Here is a 15,726-nt window from a genome sequence, read left to right as displayed (position 1 = left end):
GCTCGACGCCTATGGCGCGGCCAGGTGCGATCGACTGGTCCTCGGGGATCGTGGTGCCAAGGGCCGATCCACGGATCGACGTGTTTACCTCGGCCCGGTTCGTGGTGCATCTGGCTGGCCTCGCGGGATTGCGCGCTAGGGCGCCCTCCTCGTCGATGACGAGGAGGGCGGGTCGTGTGGGCCCGGCCGCGCGGGCTTCGTCGAGTACGACGTCGAATGCGTTCCCGATCAGTTGGCTCTATCGGGGGCCGAGTTCCGGATTGTGGTGAGGTCCTGTGTCCGGTGCCGGATCCGGGTGCGCCTGCCGGGATTCCTGAGGGGTCGTGTCCGGAGCCGGCCGGGTCTGTGGGGGGGATGCGGCAAGCCGGTCACGCATCTCGGTGAGTCGCTGCCTGATCGGGCTGTGCTCTTCTGGTCCGCTCGCCGAGGACGGATCGGCACGGTGAGCGGGATGCGCGGCGAGACCGCGGGCAGGCTGACGAGCCGGGGGCCGGAGCACTGGGTCGGTGCGTTCCACTGCCGCGGTTGTGAGCAGTCGAGGGGTCAGCTGGGACAGCAGGTCGGCGGTGGCGGCGGTGCTGGTGGTCCAGGGGTGCGCCAGGTGAGGCCGGGCGAGGTCGACGACGGCGTCCACCGCCTGCCGTTCGTCGTGGGTCCTGGCCAGGGCGTGCAGTCGGCGTGCAGCTGTGGCGAAGTGGACGGTCTCGCGGGGCGTCCATAGCCTGGTGCGTTCGGTGTGGATCATCATGGCGGCCTGTGGGGGTTTGCGCCAGTTGCTGTCGGGTTGCCGGCTGTTGAGGTAAAGAGCGGTGTTCCCTCGAAGGACCACGCTGGTGACGTGGACGGGGACGGTGCTGGCGTCGATCGCCTGGGCTTCGCGGTGGATCGCGGTGTAGGAGGCGTCGTGGACGGCCGGGTCGATCGGCCGTCCGTGGCCGTGGGCGGCGACCTGCTGCCAGTACCGGTCGAGGACCCCGAGCCGGCTCCACGCGGCGGGCACGGCGAGAAAGAGGACTTCGACGCGGTAGCCGGCGGCGGCGAACCGCCGGGCTGGTAGGTCGAACTCGTCCGGCAGCCGCATCGCCGACTCCATGATGACGTCGACACGCTGGCTGATCGCCCACTGCTGGGCCTTCTCCATCCAGCGGCGGCCGTCGATGCTGGTGTAGGCGCCGGCGGTGGTGTCGTCGGCGGCCATGAGCGCGGGGTAGCGCGGATGGTAGGGCTTGAGTACGTCGAGGTCGATACTGACCGCGCCGCCGCGCAGGTCAAGGGCGCGGCGGACCATCAGCGCGGAGGCGGTCTTGCCGGCGCCGGTCTGCCCGGCGACGAACACGACCACCGGGGTGGTCTGCGACGGCCGGCCGGCGTACTCGTTCGGCACGATCGCCTCGCGGAAGATCGCCTCATTGTCTGCGTCGGAAAGCTGGTAGCGAGTGCGGTCGACGTCAGCCATGGAACTGCCGCAGGTAGGCGAGTGCCTCGGCGGCGGCCTGCCGGGTCTCGTCGATGAACGCAGGGTCGGTGGGGCTCAGCGCGCGACGCCGGGCGATGAAGGCTGTCTGCTGGGCCTCCCATGCGGCGACGTCGGTGGCCGGGTAGGCGGCGGGGTCGCGCCGGGCCTGCCACAGCAGGGCGGCGTAGCCACCGACAACCTGGTTGATCTCCTCGACTGCGATCTCGCAGCGTGCCGCGACGGCATCGTCCCAGTCGAACGGCTCAAGCCCACCAAGAACACCGTCCTGCTCGTCGACCATGTCTCCTCGTCTCCTTCTGATGGTGGATCCGTGCCCGCCCGTTCCGGACGGCATGCGTGGGGATCTGGCGCGGGTCAGGGAGCTGGTCGATGGCTTAGGCCACGGCTTTGTCGACCCACCGGCGGGTGTCCTGGTCGATCACGGTATCGAGGTCGGTGACGGCGAGTCATTCCGCTTCGGCGGGTCCGATGGCTGCGGCGGAGGTCTGCAGGTCGATGAAGGTGGCGAAGTCGTTGTCTTCGTGGGCCGGGGCCGGGCCGCGTTCCTTGTGCGTGCCGATACCGCAGCGGGGGGACCGGTGGGCTAGGCGGGTGCGGACGCGGGCGAGCCAGTCCAGCCAGCGGACCGGGTCGTCAGGGTGGGCGTCGGCGTGGTAGGTGCCCTGCCAGGCCAGCCACAGGCCGGTGAGCTCCTCGACGAGGTCACCGTGCAGGCCGCCTACGCGTCAGCGCATGGCGTGCGGCGACACAGCGATGCCCCGGGCACCGGCCTCTGCGAGATCAGCTAAAAGACTTTCGCCACGCTCGGTGGCTATTGGCCTGTTCGCGGCCTCGCATCAGACGGCAGCGACATGCACGGGTTCGAAGACGCTTTCGCGTAAATTCGAACCCCTGCGGCCGGAGCAGATCGTTCCGGATGATGGTCCAGTCCGCGCGACACCGGTCCGCGAGGCCGTCGCATGCTGACGCCCAACATGCAAGAGGGGCCGTGACGCCCGACGAACTCGGACACCAGAAGCCGCCTCCCGGCTGCGGGGTGCAACCGGTGGTACATGATGGCCGATATGGGTGCTGACGAGCCGGCGCAGAGCGCATGGTCGCGGGTGGACACGAGCGTGCCGCACTCCGCTCGGGTCTGGAACTACTGGCTCGGGGGCAAGGACAACTTCCCCGCCGACCGGGAGCTGGGAGACAAGGTCTTCGAGGTCTACCCGGACATCGTGCACGTCGCCCGTGCGCAGCGGGAGTTCCTGGTCCGAGCGATCACCTACCTCGCCGGCGAGGTGGGCATCCGCCAGTTCCTGGACATCGGCACCGGCCTGCCGACCGCCGACAACACCCATGAGGTCGCGCAGCGGATCGCGCCGGACTCCCGCATCGTGTACGCCGACAACGATCCGCTGGTGCTGGTGCATGCCCGCGCGCTGCTGACCAGCGCACCCGGTGGGGCGACCGCCTACGTCGACGCCGATGTGCGCGACCCCGACACGATTCTCGCGGAGGCCGCCGAGCTGCTGGACTTCACCCAGCCGATCGCTCTCGTGATGTTCGGCATCGTCGGGAACGTCGCCGACAACGACGAGGCGAGCGGGATCGTGAAGCGGCTGCTCGATGCGGTGCGGCCGGGAAGCTATCTCGCGCTCAACGACGGCACCCACGGCGAGGCCGTCGACAAGGCCATCGAGATCACCCAGGCGGACGGGCACCCCTACAACCTGCGCACCCCCGAGCAGGTCGCGTCCTTCTTCGACGGCCTCGAGCTCGTCGAGCCCGGCGTGGTCTCGACCCCCCTCTGGCGGCCCGCGCCCGGGCCGGTGCCGCAGCCGCTCCACATCTTCGGCGGGGTCGGTCGGAAGGTGTAGCCGCCGTTCCCGGCGGGGTTGGTCGCGGGCCGCGGCTGTGCATCGAACCGACCATCTCCGCGTTCATGGCCGTGACGGTCGTGGCCCACCTGTGGCAGCCGATCGGCCGCAGTCAGCGCACCGCGTCGTCGGCTCACACTTGGGCCGCATGGGGCGTTCTTCTTGGCATGGGGCGAGAACCGTTCGAGGTCGTCGTCGAACGCTACGGGCCGATGGTGCTGCGGGTCTGCTGGGCCGTCGTCGGGCCGACGCTGGCCGAGGACGCCTGGTCAGAAACGTTTCTCGCGGCGCTGCGGGCCTACCCGGGGCTGGCGCCGGACAGCAACGTCGAGGCATGGCTGGTGACGATCGCCCGGAACAAGGCGATCGACCAGCTTCGCGCTCAGTCACGGCGTCCGGCGCCGACGGAGCGTCTCCCGGAGTCGATCAAGTGGGAGGAACGCGACGCCGGCCTGGACCTGTGGGACGCCCTGAGGCGACTTCCCCAGAAACAACGGGAGACCGTCGCCTACCACTATCTGGCCGGGCTTCCGTACACCGAGGTCGCCCGGCTCCTCGGCGGCAACCCGGCGTCCGCGCGGCGAGCCGGTGCCGACGGCATCGCGTCGCTCCGGAGCATGCTCGCTCCTTCGGCGCAGGAGGAACGGTCGAGATGACTGGTCGAGACATTCCGGAGCTGGACCCGTTCGCCACCGTGTCCGGCGCCGAGGTGAACCTGAGCCGGCTGCGTCTGCGGCTGCTGGCCGAGGCGGAGCGAGACGGCCTCCTCGACGTGGTGTACCGCACCGTGGACGCGCCGGTCGGACGGCTCCTGCTCGTCGCGACCCGCCGGGGGCTGGTGCGGGTGGCGTACGAGGTGGAGGGCCACGACACCGTTCTCGCGATCCTGGCCGAGCGGATCAGCCCTCGCATCCTGAAGGCAGGTGGCCAGCTCGACGCCGTTGCCGGGCAGTTCGACGACTATTTCTCCCGGGCCCGGTCCGGCTTTGACGTGGATCTCGACCTGCGGCTCGCGTCCAGGTTCCGGCTCACGGTGTTGGAGCACCTGCGGGAGATTCCCTACGGCAGCACGGCGAGCTACGCGGCGGTGGCCGCGCTGGCCGGAAGCCCGCGCGCGGTCCGGGCTGTCGGCACGGCCTGCGCGACGAATCCGCTGCCCATCGTCGTCCCCTGCCATCGCGTGGTGCGCAGCGACGGCGGGATCGGCCGGTACGTCGGGGGCGACGAGGCCAAGCGTGCCCTCCTTCGGCTGGAAGGAGCGGTCTGACGCCGGCAGGCCGCTGGCCGGACACTCGGAGCGCCGGAGCGCCGGAGCGCAACCGGCACCTCACGTTCCGGGCGGTCCCGGCGTCTTCCGGGTGGGAGACGCACCGGCGCTCTCGCTGCTGATGCCGCGGGGGCGTGTCGACACTCGGATTGGACACGTATGTCTGTCGCACTCGTCACGGGAAGCAGCCGCGGCCTGGGCTTCGCCACCGCGCAGGCCCTCGGCCGCCTCGGCCACCGGGTCATCGTCACCGCACGCGACCAGTCCTCGGCCGACAAGGCCGCGGGCGACCTGAGGGCGAAGGGGTACGACGCCGCCGGGCTGACGCTCGACGTCACGTTGCCTGCCGGCGTCGAGGCGGCCGCGAACCGGGTGCTGGAACTGGACGGTGGGCTGGACATCCTGGTCAACAACGCCGGAATCCTGCCCGAGGCCACCGACGATGAGCAGCACGAGTTCGCCTCCCTCAGGCTGTTCAAGGAGACGTACGCCACCAACGTCTTCGGCCCGGTCGCGGTCACCGAGGCATTCCTGCCCCTGCTGCGCAGGAGCCCGGCCGGACGGATCGTCAACGTCTCCACGACGATGGGTTCGCTCAACGACCAGGCCAGTCCCGAATCGCCGTACTACTCGACGGTCGTGCCGGCCTACCAGAGTTCCAAGGCGGCGCTGAACAGCGTCACGATCGCCCTGGCCAAGAGGCTCGCCGGCACCCCCATCAAGGTCACCTCCGTCTGCCCCGGTTTCGTCCGGACCGACCTGACCCCCATCAACCGGGAGCAGGCTCCGCTCACCGCGGAGCAGGCATCGGAGATGGTCGTCCGGGCCGCGACCCTGCCCGCGGATGCGGCCTCGGGAACGTTCCTCGACCAGAACGGCGCGGTCGCCTGGTAGGCGAGGTCATCCGCGCCGCCTCGATCCGCGTCACCCCGATCCGCGCCACCCTCATCCGGACGGCGCCGGCCGAGCTCCTCGCCGAGGCGTGCTGGACGAGGTCGGTCGGCTCGGTGGGGGGAGCCTAGGGTGAGTGGGTGTTCGTGGCGTATCTGTCGGCTTTCGCGTGCGCCGTCTGCTATGGGGTCGGTTCGATCCTGCAGAGCGTCGGCGCCCGCCGGACCGCGACGGCCGTCGGCGTCCTGGATCCCCGCCTGCTGGTGCGGCTCGCGACGCAGGCTCCCTACCTCGTCGGGATGGGGCTGGACCTGGTCGGCTGGTTGCTCTCGCTGGTCGCGGTGCGTGCGCTGCCGTTGTTCGCCGTCCAGGCGATCCTGGTGGCCAGCGTCGGCGTGACGGCGGTGCTGGCCAGGGTCTTCCTGGGGCTTCGGCTGCGCCGGGCCCAGGTGGGCACTCTGGTCGTCCTCGGGCTCGGGGTGGTGCTGCTCGCGGCCACCGCCGCGCCGGGGAAACCGCGACCGGTGGGGTCGATGGCCGCCGTCCTGATCGCGCTCGGCATCCTGCCGACGGCCCTGGGTTGTTTCTGGGTCGGCCGGGCGCTGTCCGCGGGCCGCGCCGTCCTCGCCCTCGGCGGCCTGTCCGGCCTGGCATTCGGCGGAACGGCGCTGTGCGCCCGCGCGTTGGAGGCCGATCACACGCTTGTCGATGTCGTCGCCGATCCCTTGTCCTGGGCGCTGCTGGTCTACGGGGCGGTTGGCATGGTTGCGTTCGCCGCGGCCCTGCAGCGGGGCTCGGTCACGATCGCCATGGCGGGGCAGGCGACGGCGGAGACCGTCGTTCCCGCGATCATCGGGCTGACCCTGCTGGGCGACCACGCCAGGTCCGGCAGCGATGGGATTGCGGCGACGGGATTCGTGCTCACGGTCATCGCGGCGGCCTGGCTCGCCGCCCACAGCCACGTCGAGCCCGCCGCGGTCACCACACCGCTCCCGTCGGGAGCTGGGAGTGCGGACGTCCCGACGGCTCCGGCCCAGGCTCCGGCTCCGGCTCCGGCCCAGGCCCAGGCCCGGGTTCCGGCTCGGAGCCCGACCTCGCGTCGGACCGATCGGCGTCGGTGACCGCCCGCGGGGCAGGTACCGGCTGTGGCAGTCGCGCGGCGCGGGCGAGGTGGCGGGAATGGGTGATGTCTTGATCGGGACGGCGTCCTGGACGGATCCGACGCTGCTGCGGTCGGGGTGGTATCCGCCGGAGGCGACCACCGCCGAGCAGCGGTTGCGGTACTACGCCCGGCAGTTCCCGCTCGTCGAGGTCGACGCCACCTACTACGCCCCGCCCGCGGAGCAGACCGTGCGGATGTGGGCGGCGCGCACCCCGCCCGGGTTCACCTTCAACATCAAGGCGTTCTCGTTGCTGACGGGGCATCCGACTCGTCCCGGGGCGCTGTACAGGGATCTGCGGGGCCTCGTCCCGGCGGAGCGCAGGAACCTGTACCTGAAGGACGTCGACGCCGCGGTTGTCGATCAGGTGTGGGAGCGGTTCCTCGCCGCGCTGGGTCCGCTGGCCGCCGCGGGCAAGCTCGGCGCCGTGCTGTTCCAGTTTCCCCAGTGGTTTCCGATCAGCGCCGCGAACAAGCGGTACATCCTGGAATGCCGGGAACGGTGCCGGCCGCTGCGGATCTGCGTCGAGTTCCGCAACCACACCTGGATGGACGAGCGCAACCGCGACGAGACTCTCGACTTCCTCGCCTCCTACGCGCTTCCCTACGTCTGCGTCGACATGCCCCAGGGCCACCCGAGCTCGATTCCGCCGGTGCTCGCCGCGACCGCGGATCTCGCGGTCGTCCGCTTCCACGGGCACAGCGAGAAGTGGACGAGCCGCGACATCCACGAGCGCTTCGGCTACCGCTACAGCGAGGACGAGCTGCGGGAATGGGCGCCGAAACTGCGCAGGCTGGCGGACACCGCCGCCCGGACCCAGGTGCTCATGAACAACTGCTGCGCCGACTACGCGCAGCGCAACGCCCGCCAGCTCGCCGGCCTGATGGCCGCGCTCGCCGGCGCCAGGTGTTCGCGGTCCAGCTCTCCCCGCGCTGCGGCGGTCGCACCGGGTGGTGTCGGTCAGGTCGGGATGCCCGGTCGCCCCGAGGGCCTGCCGCCCGGTGCCTCCGTAGGCTGAAGGTCTGTTTCATGACGACAAGGAGCACGAGCCAGTGTCGACCGCGTCTGCTTCCTCCCCGCTCGAATCCGCCGCCGGCGGCGTGCGCATGCCGGCGATCTACGCCACCCAGGGCGCCCCGCCGCTGATCGACCACCCGCACTGGACCGCCGAGCTCGCCGCGTGGGGCCGGGCGCTGCCGCGTCCCCGGGCGATCCTGGTGATCTCGGCGCACTGGGAGCAGAACCCGATCGCCTACGGGGCGACGACGACGCCCGTCCCGCTGTACTACGACTTCTACGGCTTCCCCGAGCGCTTCTACCGGCTGCGCTACCCGGCTCCCGGGGCCCCCGACCTCGTGGCCGAGGTCGCCCACCTGCTCGGTCCCGGCCAGCCGCTCGTCGCGCAGCCCGATCGCGGGCTCGACCACGGGGCCTTCATCCCGTTGATCTACATGTACCCGGACGCGGACGTCCCCGTGTTGCAGATCTCGCTGCCCACGGAGGAACCGGCCGGGCTGCTGGAGCTCGGCCGACGGCTGGCGCCGCTGCGGGACGACGGCGTGCTGATCTTCGCCACGGGGCTGCTCACCCACTCCACCGGCCACGCCGACCTGTCGAACCCGGACAGCAGCCCCCATCCGGACGTGGCCGCCTTCGACGCCTGGGTGGCCGACGCGCTCGGCCGCGGCGACCTCGACGCTTTGGTGCACTACCGCGACCGCGCGCCCGGGGTGCGCCGGGCCCTGCCGAGCCAGGAACACTTCGTCCCGCTGTTCGTGGCCCTGGGCGCCGCCCTCGACACCCCCGGGCCGGTGATCTTCCCGCACCACGGCTTCTGGTACGGCAACTCGATGCGCTCGGTCCAGTTCGGCGCGGCGGCGACGGCCGACGTCCCAGCCTGACCCCCGGCGGGCGCCGGGAGCGGCGCCCGCCGAGAGGAGTGCGGCAGGGGAAGGCGCGGCCCGGAGGGGCGAGGGTCAGGAGGCCGGCCGCGGGGGCGGGTCGAGGCGGCGGGTGGGGCGAACCACCATCTCGGTCACGGTGGTGCGGGGTGGCAGGGTGACCGCGGTGGTCACCGCGACCGCGATGTCGTCCGGGTCGACGAGGTCGTCGGCGTTCCACCGGCGGCCCTCCGCCGCGAAGATCTGCTGCTGCATCGGGGTGGCCGTGCGGCCGGGGAACACGCTGCACACCCGCACGCCGTCGGCGGCCACCTCGGCCCGCAGGCTGTCGGCGACGGCCCGCAGCGCCTGCTTCGCGGCCGCGTACGCGCCGACATCGGGGCCGGCGGCGAGACCCTGGGTGGAGTTGACGAACACCACGTCCCCGGTCGCCGCGATCAGGTCGGGCAGCAGGGTCCGGGTCAGCGCGTAGGAGGCGCGGACGGTCACGTCGAGCAGGCGGTCCAGCTCGGCCAGGGAGGTCTCGGCGATGGGGCCGCGGTGGTAGAGGCCCGCCGAGTGCACGACGACTGCGAGGTTCGGCAACTCGCCGCGGGCCGCCCCGGCGAGCAGCGCGCGGTCGGCCGGCCGGGTGACGTCCGCGGCGTGGTGGTGGATGGCGAGGTCGAGCTCGCCGGCCTCCTTGGCCAGCCGCGCGAGCGCGTCGTGGTTGCGGCCGGTGGCGAGGACGGACGCGCCGGCCTCGGCGAGCCGCAGGGCGATGGCCCGTCCGATGCCGCTGGATGCTCCGGTGACGAGCGCCCCGCGGCCGGCCAGCGGCGCCGAGGACCGGGACTGCCTGCTCCGCAGGACAGTCCGCCGGTCTGCTCCCATCGCCCGGTCAACCCCCCTCGTTCCCACCGTTCCGAGTCCCGGCCACAATACAGTTACGTAAGGGGCGATTGGTCCCGCGTGGCGGCCTTGACGGCGACTCCACGTCTACCCCTTGGAGCCGCTCGTACTCGTGGAGCGACGGGCGGACCGATTGGCGCTTCGTGGTGGCCGATCGTCGTGGCCCGCGGCCCCGATGATGCGGCCCTGTCACTACGGGGGCATCACCGTGGCGCGGTCACCGCGTCGTCGGCGCGGCCGGCGGTGCGGACCTGGCGGTGCAGGTGGTACAGCCAGGGTGGGATCGTCGCCCAGAAGACGATGATGTTGCCGACGACGACCCCCTTGGCGCCGCCGACGAACAGGCCGGTGATCGGGCAGGCCAGCAGGAACGGCACGAAGAACAGGTTGATCCAGAAGGTGAGCCGGGTCTTGCCGAAGGCGTAGAGCACCGCCGCCGGGCCGACCGCGAGTCCCGGGCCCACCTGCGCGACGACGGCGAGCAGGAGGAGGTCGTGGGTCTGGCCCCAGGTGTCGCCGAGCAGGGCCGCGCCGAAGTCGGCGGGCAGCAGCATGAACGCCAGCCCCCACAGCGAGCTGGAGACGACCACGAGCCCGGAGACCAGGTAGGCGCCGCGGATGACCCGGCTGGGGGGCATGTGCTTGCGCCGCGCGAACTCGGGGATGGCGAAGCTCATCAACGCGACAGCCAGGTTCGTCGTGGGGGCCAGCAGGGTCTGCAACCCGCGCAGGGCACCGACGAGCGACGTGGAGCCGACCGCCCCGATGATCAGGGTGGACGTCTGTTGGGCGCCCTGCAGCGAGATGAACTCCGCGGTCATGAAGCCGGTCGTCTCGCGGTGGCCGGTGAACCAGGCCAGCGCGCGCTTCGGAGCGGGCCAGGCGTGGTGCTGCGCGACGCCGACCAGCGCGGCGAGGGCGGCCGCCGCTCCCCAGACCAGGACCATCGCCGCGGCTCCGCCGCCGGTGTCCGAACCGGCGGCGAGCAGGCCGACGCCGACGGCCAGCCCCGCCGCCCAGACGAGGTCGTTGCCGACGGCGAGCAGGGGGCGGCCCTGGGCGAACGAGGCGTAGCGCCAGGCGTCCTGCACGAGCAGCGCCGGCATGATCACGCCCATCGCGACGAGGTTCAGCCCCACCGCGCCGCGCAGGGCGGCACCGACGACGAGCAGACCCACGCCGACGGCGGCGCCGAGCGCCAGCGCCGTGCCGGCCGCGGCCCGCACCGCCGAGCGGAACGTCGACGCCGGGACGTCGGCGTAGCTGATCCCCAGGGGCGCCGTTCCGGCCGCCCGGGACAGCCCGACGACCATCGCGAAGATCGTGTAGGCGATCGCGAACGCGCCGAACTCGCTCGAGTCCACCCGGCGGGCGATGATGAAGTTGATCGCCGCGTTCGTGCCGCTCGACACCACCTGGTCGCCGACCGTCCACAGCGCGTTGACCCGGCTGCGCGATCGCGAGGGCGAGGGCACGGGCGCGGGCTCAGCCGGGATGTCCCCGTGAGCCAGATCATGGTAGGCGTCCGTGTCGCCGAGCCGGATCGGGCGGTCGGCGTGGCCGAGATGTCCGGGATGGTCGAGGTGGTGTTCCGGGTGCTGGAGGTGGTGTCCGGGGCGCTCGAGGCGGTGTTCGGGGCGCTCGAGGTCGCGTTCGGGGCGTTCGAGGTCGCGTTCGGGGTGCTCGGGGCGGTCGGGGTGCCGCGGTTGCGGCACCCTCTCGCCACTGCCGGTCGCGCGGTCCGCGCCGAGCCTCACGTCGTCATCCACGTCGGTTCCCTCGCGCCTGTCTGGGGTCTCCGCGGGACACGCGGGCGTCGGCGGGCGGCCCGAGGCCGTGGTCGGACGGGTCTGCTCGCCGGCGGCCGCGCCTTGCCGCGCTCGGCCCCCGGCCTCGTCCGATCACGTCACCGCGGCTCCGCCCATGCCGGTCCCGACTCTACCGTGACGTAACTGTCATCTTTGGGTAAGCGGGCGAGCACGTTGGCGCCTTAGCGCAGCGCGGCGACGATCGTGCGGGTGTTGTGCTCCTCCATCTGCAGGTAGGTGGCGCCGGCGGAGCCGGCCGGGCCGAGGGTGTCGCCGTAGAGCGAGTCCTCCCCGGCCTCGACCCGCACGCCGGCCTCGGCCGCGATGGTCCGCGCGGTCCGCGGCGGTAGCGACGACTCGGAGAAGACGGCCTTGGTGCCGGTCTGGCGGATCTTGGCGACGATGTTCCTGATGTTGCTGCCGGACAGCTCCGCGGCGGTGTCGAAGCTCGGGATGATCGAGCCGACGAAGGTGAGGCCGTAGCGGTCGATGTAGTAGCCGAAGGCGTCATGGTTGGTGACCAGCTTGCGGTCGGCGGGCGGGATCGTGTCGATCTGACGCCGGATGTCGCCGTCGAGCACGTCGAGCTTCTTGTCGTAGACGATCCGGTTGGCGTGGAAGTAGCCGGCGTTCGCGGGATCGGCCTGCGCCAGCCCGCGTTCGATGTCCGCGACCATGATCTTGGCGTTGAGCGGGTTGTGCCAGATGTGCGGGTCGCCCGCTTTCTCCTCCTCGTCCCCGTTGCCGGTCCGGATGGTCACGCCGCGGCTCGCGTCGACCCGGATGCCGTCGAAGCCGGCGGCGCCGACGGCGTCGTCGAGCCAGCTCTCCAGCCCGACGCCGTTCTCGACCAGCACCTTGGCGTCGCCGACCGCCGCGATGTCGGCCGGGGTGGGCTCGTAGTCGTGCGGGTCGACGTTGGGTTTCAGCAATTGGGCGACGCGCACCCGGTCCCCGCCGAGGACCCGGGTGAAGTCGGCGACCTGGCTGGTCGTGGCGACGACAGGCAGCCGCCCGCCGGCGGCGGCGCCGTTGCCGCCGCCGGCGGAGGACGGGCCGCAGCCCGCCAGGAGGGCCGCGAGCAGGGCCAGGCCGGCGACCCCGGCCGCGAGCCGGGTGGGGAGGGGGATGACGGGCAAGGGATCCTCACTTCGCAGAGCGGATGCCCCTGATGAAAACGATTCCGAAAACGGATGTCAATAAGTCGCGTGCCGGGGTCGTCCCGGCCGGCGCGGGTTCGTCCGCGTCGCAGCAGGCCACGGGGTGGTTCGGCGGTGGTCGGGTCAGGAGATGATCCGAGGTTGCTGCTGGGTGATGCAGTGGATTCCGCCGCCGTTGCCGAAGATCACCCGGGCGTCCACCGGTTCGACCCGGCGGGTGGGGTACAGCCGGGCAAGCAGGTCGAGGGCGTCGGCGTCGCGGGGGTCGTCGAAGACGCCGGCGACGACCAGGCCGTTGGCGACGTAGTAGTTGAGGTAGGAGTAGCCGGCCGGGCCCCCGTCGATCTCCAGCACGGTGGGCGCCGCGATCTCCACGACCTCCAGCGGGCGGCCGGCGGCGTCGCGGCTGGCTCGCAGCAGCGCGGCCAGCTCCCGGGTCGTGGCGTGGTCGGGATGCGCCGGGTCGGGCTGGCTGTGCACGGCGACGAGGCCGGGCCGGACGAACGCGGCGACGACGTCGACGTGCCCGCGGGTGCCGAACCGGTCGTAGTCGCGGGCGACGCCGCGCGGCAGCCAGATCGCCTTGGTCGTGCCGAGCTGGGCGTGCAGCTCCGCCTCTACCCGGGCGCGGTCCCAGCCCGGGTTGCGGTGCGGGTCGAGCTGGACCGTCTCGGTCAGCAGCACGGTGCCGGCGCCGTCCACGGCGATGCCGCCGCCCTCGTTCGTCAGCGCCGAGCGGCGCACCGCCGCGCCGGCCCGTGCGGCGACGGCCGTGGCCAGCAGCCGGTCCGCGTCCCAGCTCGCCCAGTCCTGGGCGCCCCAGCCGTTGAAGACCCAGTCGACGGCGCCCAGGTGCCCGCCGCCGTCGATCGTGAACGTCGGGCCGCTGTCGCGCATCCAGGCGTCGTCCAGCGCGATCTCGATCACCGTGACGGCGGGCGGGACCAGCCCGGCCGCGGTCGCTCCCTGACCCGGGCCGGCGATCAGGGTGACCGGCTCGTGGCGGCTGACCGTCGTCGCCACGCGGGCCCAGGCGGAGCGCGCCTCGGCGAGGCCGGGGGAGCCCTCCGCGCCGAAGGTGTCGTTCGGGGGCGGGAACGCCATCCAGGTCCGGGCATGCGGCTCCCACTCGGCCGGCATCCGGTGGGCGGCGGGGGCGGCGGTCACGGTGGTCATCCTCGCAGGCCCGACGTCCGCTACCCGCCGGCCGCCGATCGGCGGCGGGGCACGGCGGGGCAGGCCGCGGGAGGTCGGTGCGGGCGCGCCGGTCATGAGAGCATCGGGGCATGCTGACGATCACCAGCATCGGGGCGCCCGCCTCGCCGGCCCGGGTGGCGCCGCCGACGCGCGCGCCGCTGCGGATCGCCGCGGTGCAGCACCGCTGGCATCCCGACCCGGCCGAGCATGCCGCCGCGCTGCGGGCGGGCGCGGTCGCGGCGGCCGAACTCGGCGCCCGGCTCATCTGCTTCCAGGAACTGACGCTGTCGCGCTACTTCGCCGACGTGCCGCCGGACGGCCGGCCGCCGGTAGGTCGAGGTTCGGACGGGCACGTGTCGGACGGGCAGCCTGCGGGGAGCGGCGGCGGGCCCGCGGCGCTGGCCGAGAGCGTCGACGACGGGCCGACGCGCACCCTCGCCGCCGGTCTCGCCGCCGAGCTCGGCGTGGCCGTGCACATGTCGCTGTACGAGCGGGCGGACGGCCCCGACGGGCTGGGCTTCAACACCGCCATCGTCGTCGGCCCGGACGGTGCGCTGCTCGCCCGCACCCGCAAGCTGCACATCCCCGTCACCGCCGGCTACCACGAGGACCGGTACTTCCGGCCCGGGCCGGCCGGGGCGGACAGCTTCCCGGTCGTCGAGCTGCACCAGGGGCGCTTCGGCTTCCCCACCTGCTGGGACCAGTGGTTCCCGGAGCTGGCCCGGGCGTACTCGCTCGCCGGCGCCGACGTCCTGGTGTACCCGACGGCGATCGGCTCCGAGCCCGATCATCCCGGCTTCGACACCGAACCACTGTGGCACAACGTGATCGTCGGCAACGGGATCGCCAACGGCACGTTCATGGTGACGATCAACCGGATCGGGACGGAGGGCGCCCTGACCTTCTACGGCAGCTCGTTCATCAGCGATCCCTACGGCCGGGTGCTGGTCCGGGCTCCGCGGGACGTCCCGGCGGTGCTGGTCGCCGACCTCGACCTGGACCAGCGCCACGACTGGCTCACGCTGTTCCCGTTCCTCACCACCCGCCGCCCCGACGCCTACGCCGGCCTGGCCGAGCCCGGCGCGGGCGACGTCGAGGACCGCTGACCGGGACGCACCCGCCCGTCGACATCGGTGCACCGTCTTCGACGGGTCGTAGAACTACGGGCGGTCGACCCCCTAGACTGTGGCGGCATGGAGGCGTCCATCCGACCGGTAGCGCGCGGCCTGCGGGCCGGCGTGTTCGCCGCGGTGTGCGTCGCGCTCAGCCTGGCCGCGCACGTCGCCGCGCACGGGGCGGCTCCGGACCCGTGGGTGCTGCTCGCGGGCCTCGCGGCCGTCGCGGCGGTCGCCGCCGCCTGCGCCGGCCCGGCCCCCTCGCTGCCGGTCGTCGTCGGGTTGATGACGGCCACGCAGGTCGGGCTGCACGCCGTGTTCAGCGCGTGGCCCGGCACCACCGCCGCGCCGGACCTGGCGCGGCTGCTGTGCGCCGCGCCCGGTACCCACGCCGCCGCGGCGGCGGCGTTGCTGCGCCGCGACGGCCTGCTCGCGAACGTCGGCGGTCCGGCCCCTCGTTCGCCGCTGATGCAGGCGGCGATGGCGCACGGTGGCGGGATGCTCGTCATGTCCGGCGCCCACCTGCTGGTGGCGGTGCTGGCCGCGTGGTGGCTGCGGCGGGTCGACGCCGCCGTCGGCGTCGCCGGCGCCCTGGTCGGGATGCTGGCCCGGGGCCTGCGCCGGCTGCTGCGCCCGCGGGACGTCACCGCCCCGGCACCGTCGGCCGTCCGTCGCCGGATCGCCGTCGCCGCGGTGGCGCCCGCCGGCTGGCGGGGCCCCGTCGGGCTGCGCCACAGCGTCATCCGCCGTGGCCCCCCGCGACTGGCCTGACCCAACCGACCCCCGTACCGGACACCCCCGTACCGGCGCTGACGCCACCGACCGGGGCCGAGGTCCGCCGACCGGTGCCAAAGCTGCTGACCGGCGCGAAGTCCGCTGACCGGCGCGAAGGCTGCTGATCGGCGCGAAGTCCGCTGATCGGCGCGAAGTCCGCTGATCGATGCGGAGGCTGCTGACCGGTGCGGTACCGGCGCCACGCTGCCGACCGGGCGATGTG

15 protein-coding genes are annotated in these 15,726 nt (G+C 72.8%); 9 read left to right on the top strand and 6 right to left on the bottom strand.

Annotated elements, in window-relative coordinates:
• Positions 1 to 238: 238 nt before the first annotated feature.
• Both AC5R91_RS19340 and AC5R91_RS19335 read right to left on the bottom strand, forming a co-directional pair.
• Complete coding sequence (locus tag AC5R91_RS19340; RefSeq protein WP_495392746.1) at positions 239 to 1,456, bottom strand: zeta toxin family protein; 1,218 nt, start codon at positions 1,454 to 1,456, stop codon at positions 239 to 241.
• Positions 1,449 to 1,757, bottom strand: coding sequence for a hypothetical protein (locus AC5R91_RS19335; RefSeq protein ID WP_495392745.1), 309 nt, complete (start codon positions 1,755 to 1,757; stop codon positions 1,449 to 1,451). The genes AC5R91_RS19340 and AC5R91_RS19335 overlap by 8 nt, the downstream gene beginning before the upstream one ends.
• Positions 1,758 to 2,532: 775 nt before the next feature.
• On the opposite strand from AC5R91_RS19335, the gene AC5R91_RS19330 reads away from it, so the two are divergent.
• From AC5R91_RS19330 to AC5R91_RS19300, 7 genes are all read left to right on the top strand, one after another.
• Complete coding sequence (locus AC5R91_RS19330) at positions 2,533 to 3,339, top strand: SAM-dependent methyltransferase (RefSeq protein WP_495392744.1); 807 nt, start codon at positions 2,533 to 2,535, stop codon at positions 3,337 to 3,339.
• A gap of 167 nt (positions 3,340 to 3,506) precedes the next feature.
• Entirely contained in the window at positions 3,507 to 3,995 is a 489-nt protein-coding gene (locus AC5R91_RS19325) for an RNA polymerase sigma factor (protein ID WP_495392743.1), read from the top strand.
• On the top strand, positions 3,992 to 4,606 hold the full coding sequence (locus AC5R91_RS19320; RefSeq protein WP_495392742.1) for a methylated-DNA--[protein]-cysteine S-methyltransferase: 615 nt from the start codon (positions 3,992 to 3,994) through the stop codon (positions 4,604 to 4,606). Before AC5R91_RS19325 ends, AC5R91_RS19320 begins: the two co-directional genes overlap by 4 nt.
• A 159-nt stretch (positions 4,607 to 4,765) precedes the next feature.
• Positions 4,766 to 5,500 (top strand): SDR family NAD(P)-dependent oxidoreductase, encoded by a 735-nt coding sequence (locus tag AC5R91_RS19315; RefSeq protein ID WP_495392741.1) that lies wholly within the window; start codon positions 4,766 to 4,768, stop codon positions 5,498 to 5,500.
• 137 nt (positions 5,501 to 5,637) lie between these two features.
• A complete protein-coding gene (locus AC5R91_RS19310) occupies positions 5,638 to 6,618 on the top strand; it encodes a hypothetical protein (RefSeq protein WP_495392740.1) in 981 nt (326 codons plus the stop codon).
• 58 nt (positions 6,619 to 6,676) lie between these two features.
• The gene (locus tag AC5R91_RS19305) at positions 6,677 to 7,675 is read left to right on the top strand and encodes a DUF72 domain-containing protein (protein ID WP_495392739.1); all 999 of its coding nucleotides are present in this window, start codon (positions 6,677 to 6,679) and stop codon (positions 7,673 to 7,675) included.
• A 34-nt stretch (positions 7,676 to 7,709) separates the two neighbouring features.
• Positions 7,710 to 8,558 (top strand): dioxygenase family protein, encoded by an 849-nt coding sequence (locus tag AC5R91_RS19300; protein WP_495392738.1) that lies wholly within the window; start codon positions 7,710 to 7,712, stop codon positions 8,556 to 8,558.
• A 75-nt stretch (positions 8,559 to 8,633) separates the two neighbouring features.
• On the opposite strand, the gene AC5R91_RS19295 is transcribed toward AC5R91_RS19300, so the two are convergent.
• The 4 genes from AC5R91_RS19295 to AC5R91_RS19280 all read right to left on the bottom strand — a co-directional run bounded on the left by AC5R91_RS19295 (position 8,634) and on the right by AC5R91_RS19280 (position 13,593).
• Positions 8,634 to 9,431, bottom strand: coding sequence for an SDR family oxidoreductase (locus AC5R91_RS19295; protein WP_495392737.1), 798 nt, complete (start codon positions 9,429 to 9,431; stop codon positions 8,634 to 8,636).
• Positions 9,432 to 9,652: 221 nt separating this feature from the next.
• Positions 9,653 to 11,218 carry a hypothetical protein gene (locus AC5R91_RS19290; protein WP_495392736.1) on the bottom strand — a complete coding sequence of 522 codons (1,566 nt, stop codon included), beginning with the start codon at positions 11,216 to 11,218 and terminating at the stop codon, positions 9,653 to 9,655.
• A 221-nt stretch (positions 11,219 to 11,439) separates the two neighbouring features.
• On the bottom strand, positions 11,440 to 12,396 hold the full coding sequence (locus tag AC5R91_RS19285) for a metal ABC transporter substrate-binding protein (protein WP_495392735.1): 957 nt from the start codon (positions 12,394 to 12,396) through the stop codon (positions 11,440 to 11,442).
• Between the two features lie 144 nt (positions 12,397 to 12,540).
• Entirely contained in the window at positions 12,541 to 13,593 is a 1,053-nt protein-coding gene (locus AC5R91_RS19280) for an agmatine deiminase family protein (protein WP_495392734.1), read from the bottom strand.
• 110 nt (positions 13,594 to 13,703) lie between these two features.
• On the opposite strand from AC5R91_RS19280, the gene AC5R91_RS19275 reads away from it, so the two are divergent.
• Together AC5R91_RS19275 and AC5R91_RS19270 are read left to right on the top strand one after the other, a co-directional pair.
• Positions 13,704 to 14,720: a nitrilase-related carbon-nitrogen hydrolase gene (locus tag AC5R91_RS19275; protein WP_495392733.1), complete on the top strand. Its 1,017-nt coding sequence runs from the start codon at positions 13,704 to 13,706 to the stop codon at positions 14,718 to 14,720.
• A gap of 87 nt (positions 14,721 to 14,807) precedes the next feature.
• Positions 14,808 to 15,500 (top strand): hypothetical protein, encoded by a 693-nt coding sequence (locus AC5R91_RS19270; RefSeq protein ID WP_495392732.1) that lies wholly within the window; start codon positions 14,808 to 14,810, stop codon positions 15,498 to 15,500.
• The last annotated feature ends 226 nt before the right edge of the window (positions 15,501 to 15,726 follow it).

It is taken from the genome of Frankia sp. BMG5.60, assembly GCF_059428125.1.
Note: the sequence above shows the minus strand (reverse complement) of the source record. Positions and strands in the feature narration are given on the sequence as shown.

Excerpts from the sequence above, each read along its gene's own strand:
- AC5R91_RS19275 (WP_495392733.1), top strand. The coding sequence starts at position 13,704 with ATGCTGACGATCACCAGCATCGGGGCGCCCGCCTCGCCGGCCCGGGTG.
- AC5R91_RS19270 (WP_495392732.1), top strand. The coding sequence starts at position 14,808 with ATGGAGGCGTCCATCCGACCGGTAGCGCGCGGCCTGCGGGCCGGCGTG.
- AC5R91_RS19305 (WP_495392739.1), top strand. The coding sequence starts at position 6,677 with ATGGGTGATGTCTTGATCGGGACGGCGTCCTGGACGGATCCGACGCTG.
- AC5R91_RS19320 (WP_495392742.1), top strand. The coding sequence starts at position 3,992 with ATGACTGGTCGAGACATTCCGGAGCTGGACCCGTTCGCCACCGTGTCC.
- AC5R91_RS19330 (WP_495392744.1), top strand. The coding sequence starts at position 2,533 with ATGGCCGATATGGGTGCTGACGAGCCGGCGCAGAGCGCATGGTCGCGG.
- AC5R91_RS19295 (WP_495392737.1), bottom strand. The coding sequence starts at position 9,431 with ATGGGAGCAGACCGGCGGACTGTCCTGCGGAGCAGGCAGTCCCGGTCC.
- AC5R91_RS19340 (WP_495392746.1), bottom strand. The coding sequence starts at position 1,456 with ATGGCTGACGTCGACCGCACTCGCTACCAGCTTTCCGACGCAGACAAT.
- AC5R91_RS19280 (WP_495392734.1), bottom strand. The coding sequence starts at position 13,593 with ATGACCACCGTGACCGCCGCCCCCGCCGCCCACCGGATGCCGGCCGAG.
- AC5R91_RS19325 (WP_495392743.1), top strand. The coding sequence starts at position 3,507 with ATGGGGCGAGAACCGTTCGAGGTCGTCGTCGAACGCTACGGGCCGATG.
- AC5R91_RS19335 (WP_495392745.1), bottom strand. The coding sequence starts at position 1,757 with ATGGTCGACGAGCAGGACGGTGTTCTTGGTGGGCTTGAGCCGTTCGAC.
- AC5R91_RS19315 (WP_495392741.1), top strand. The coding sequence starts at position 4,766 with ATGTCTGTCGCACTCGTCACGGGAAGCAGCCGCGGCCTGGGCTTCGCC.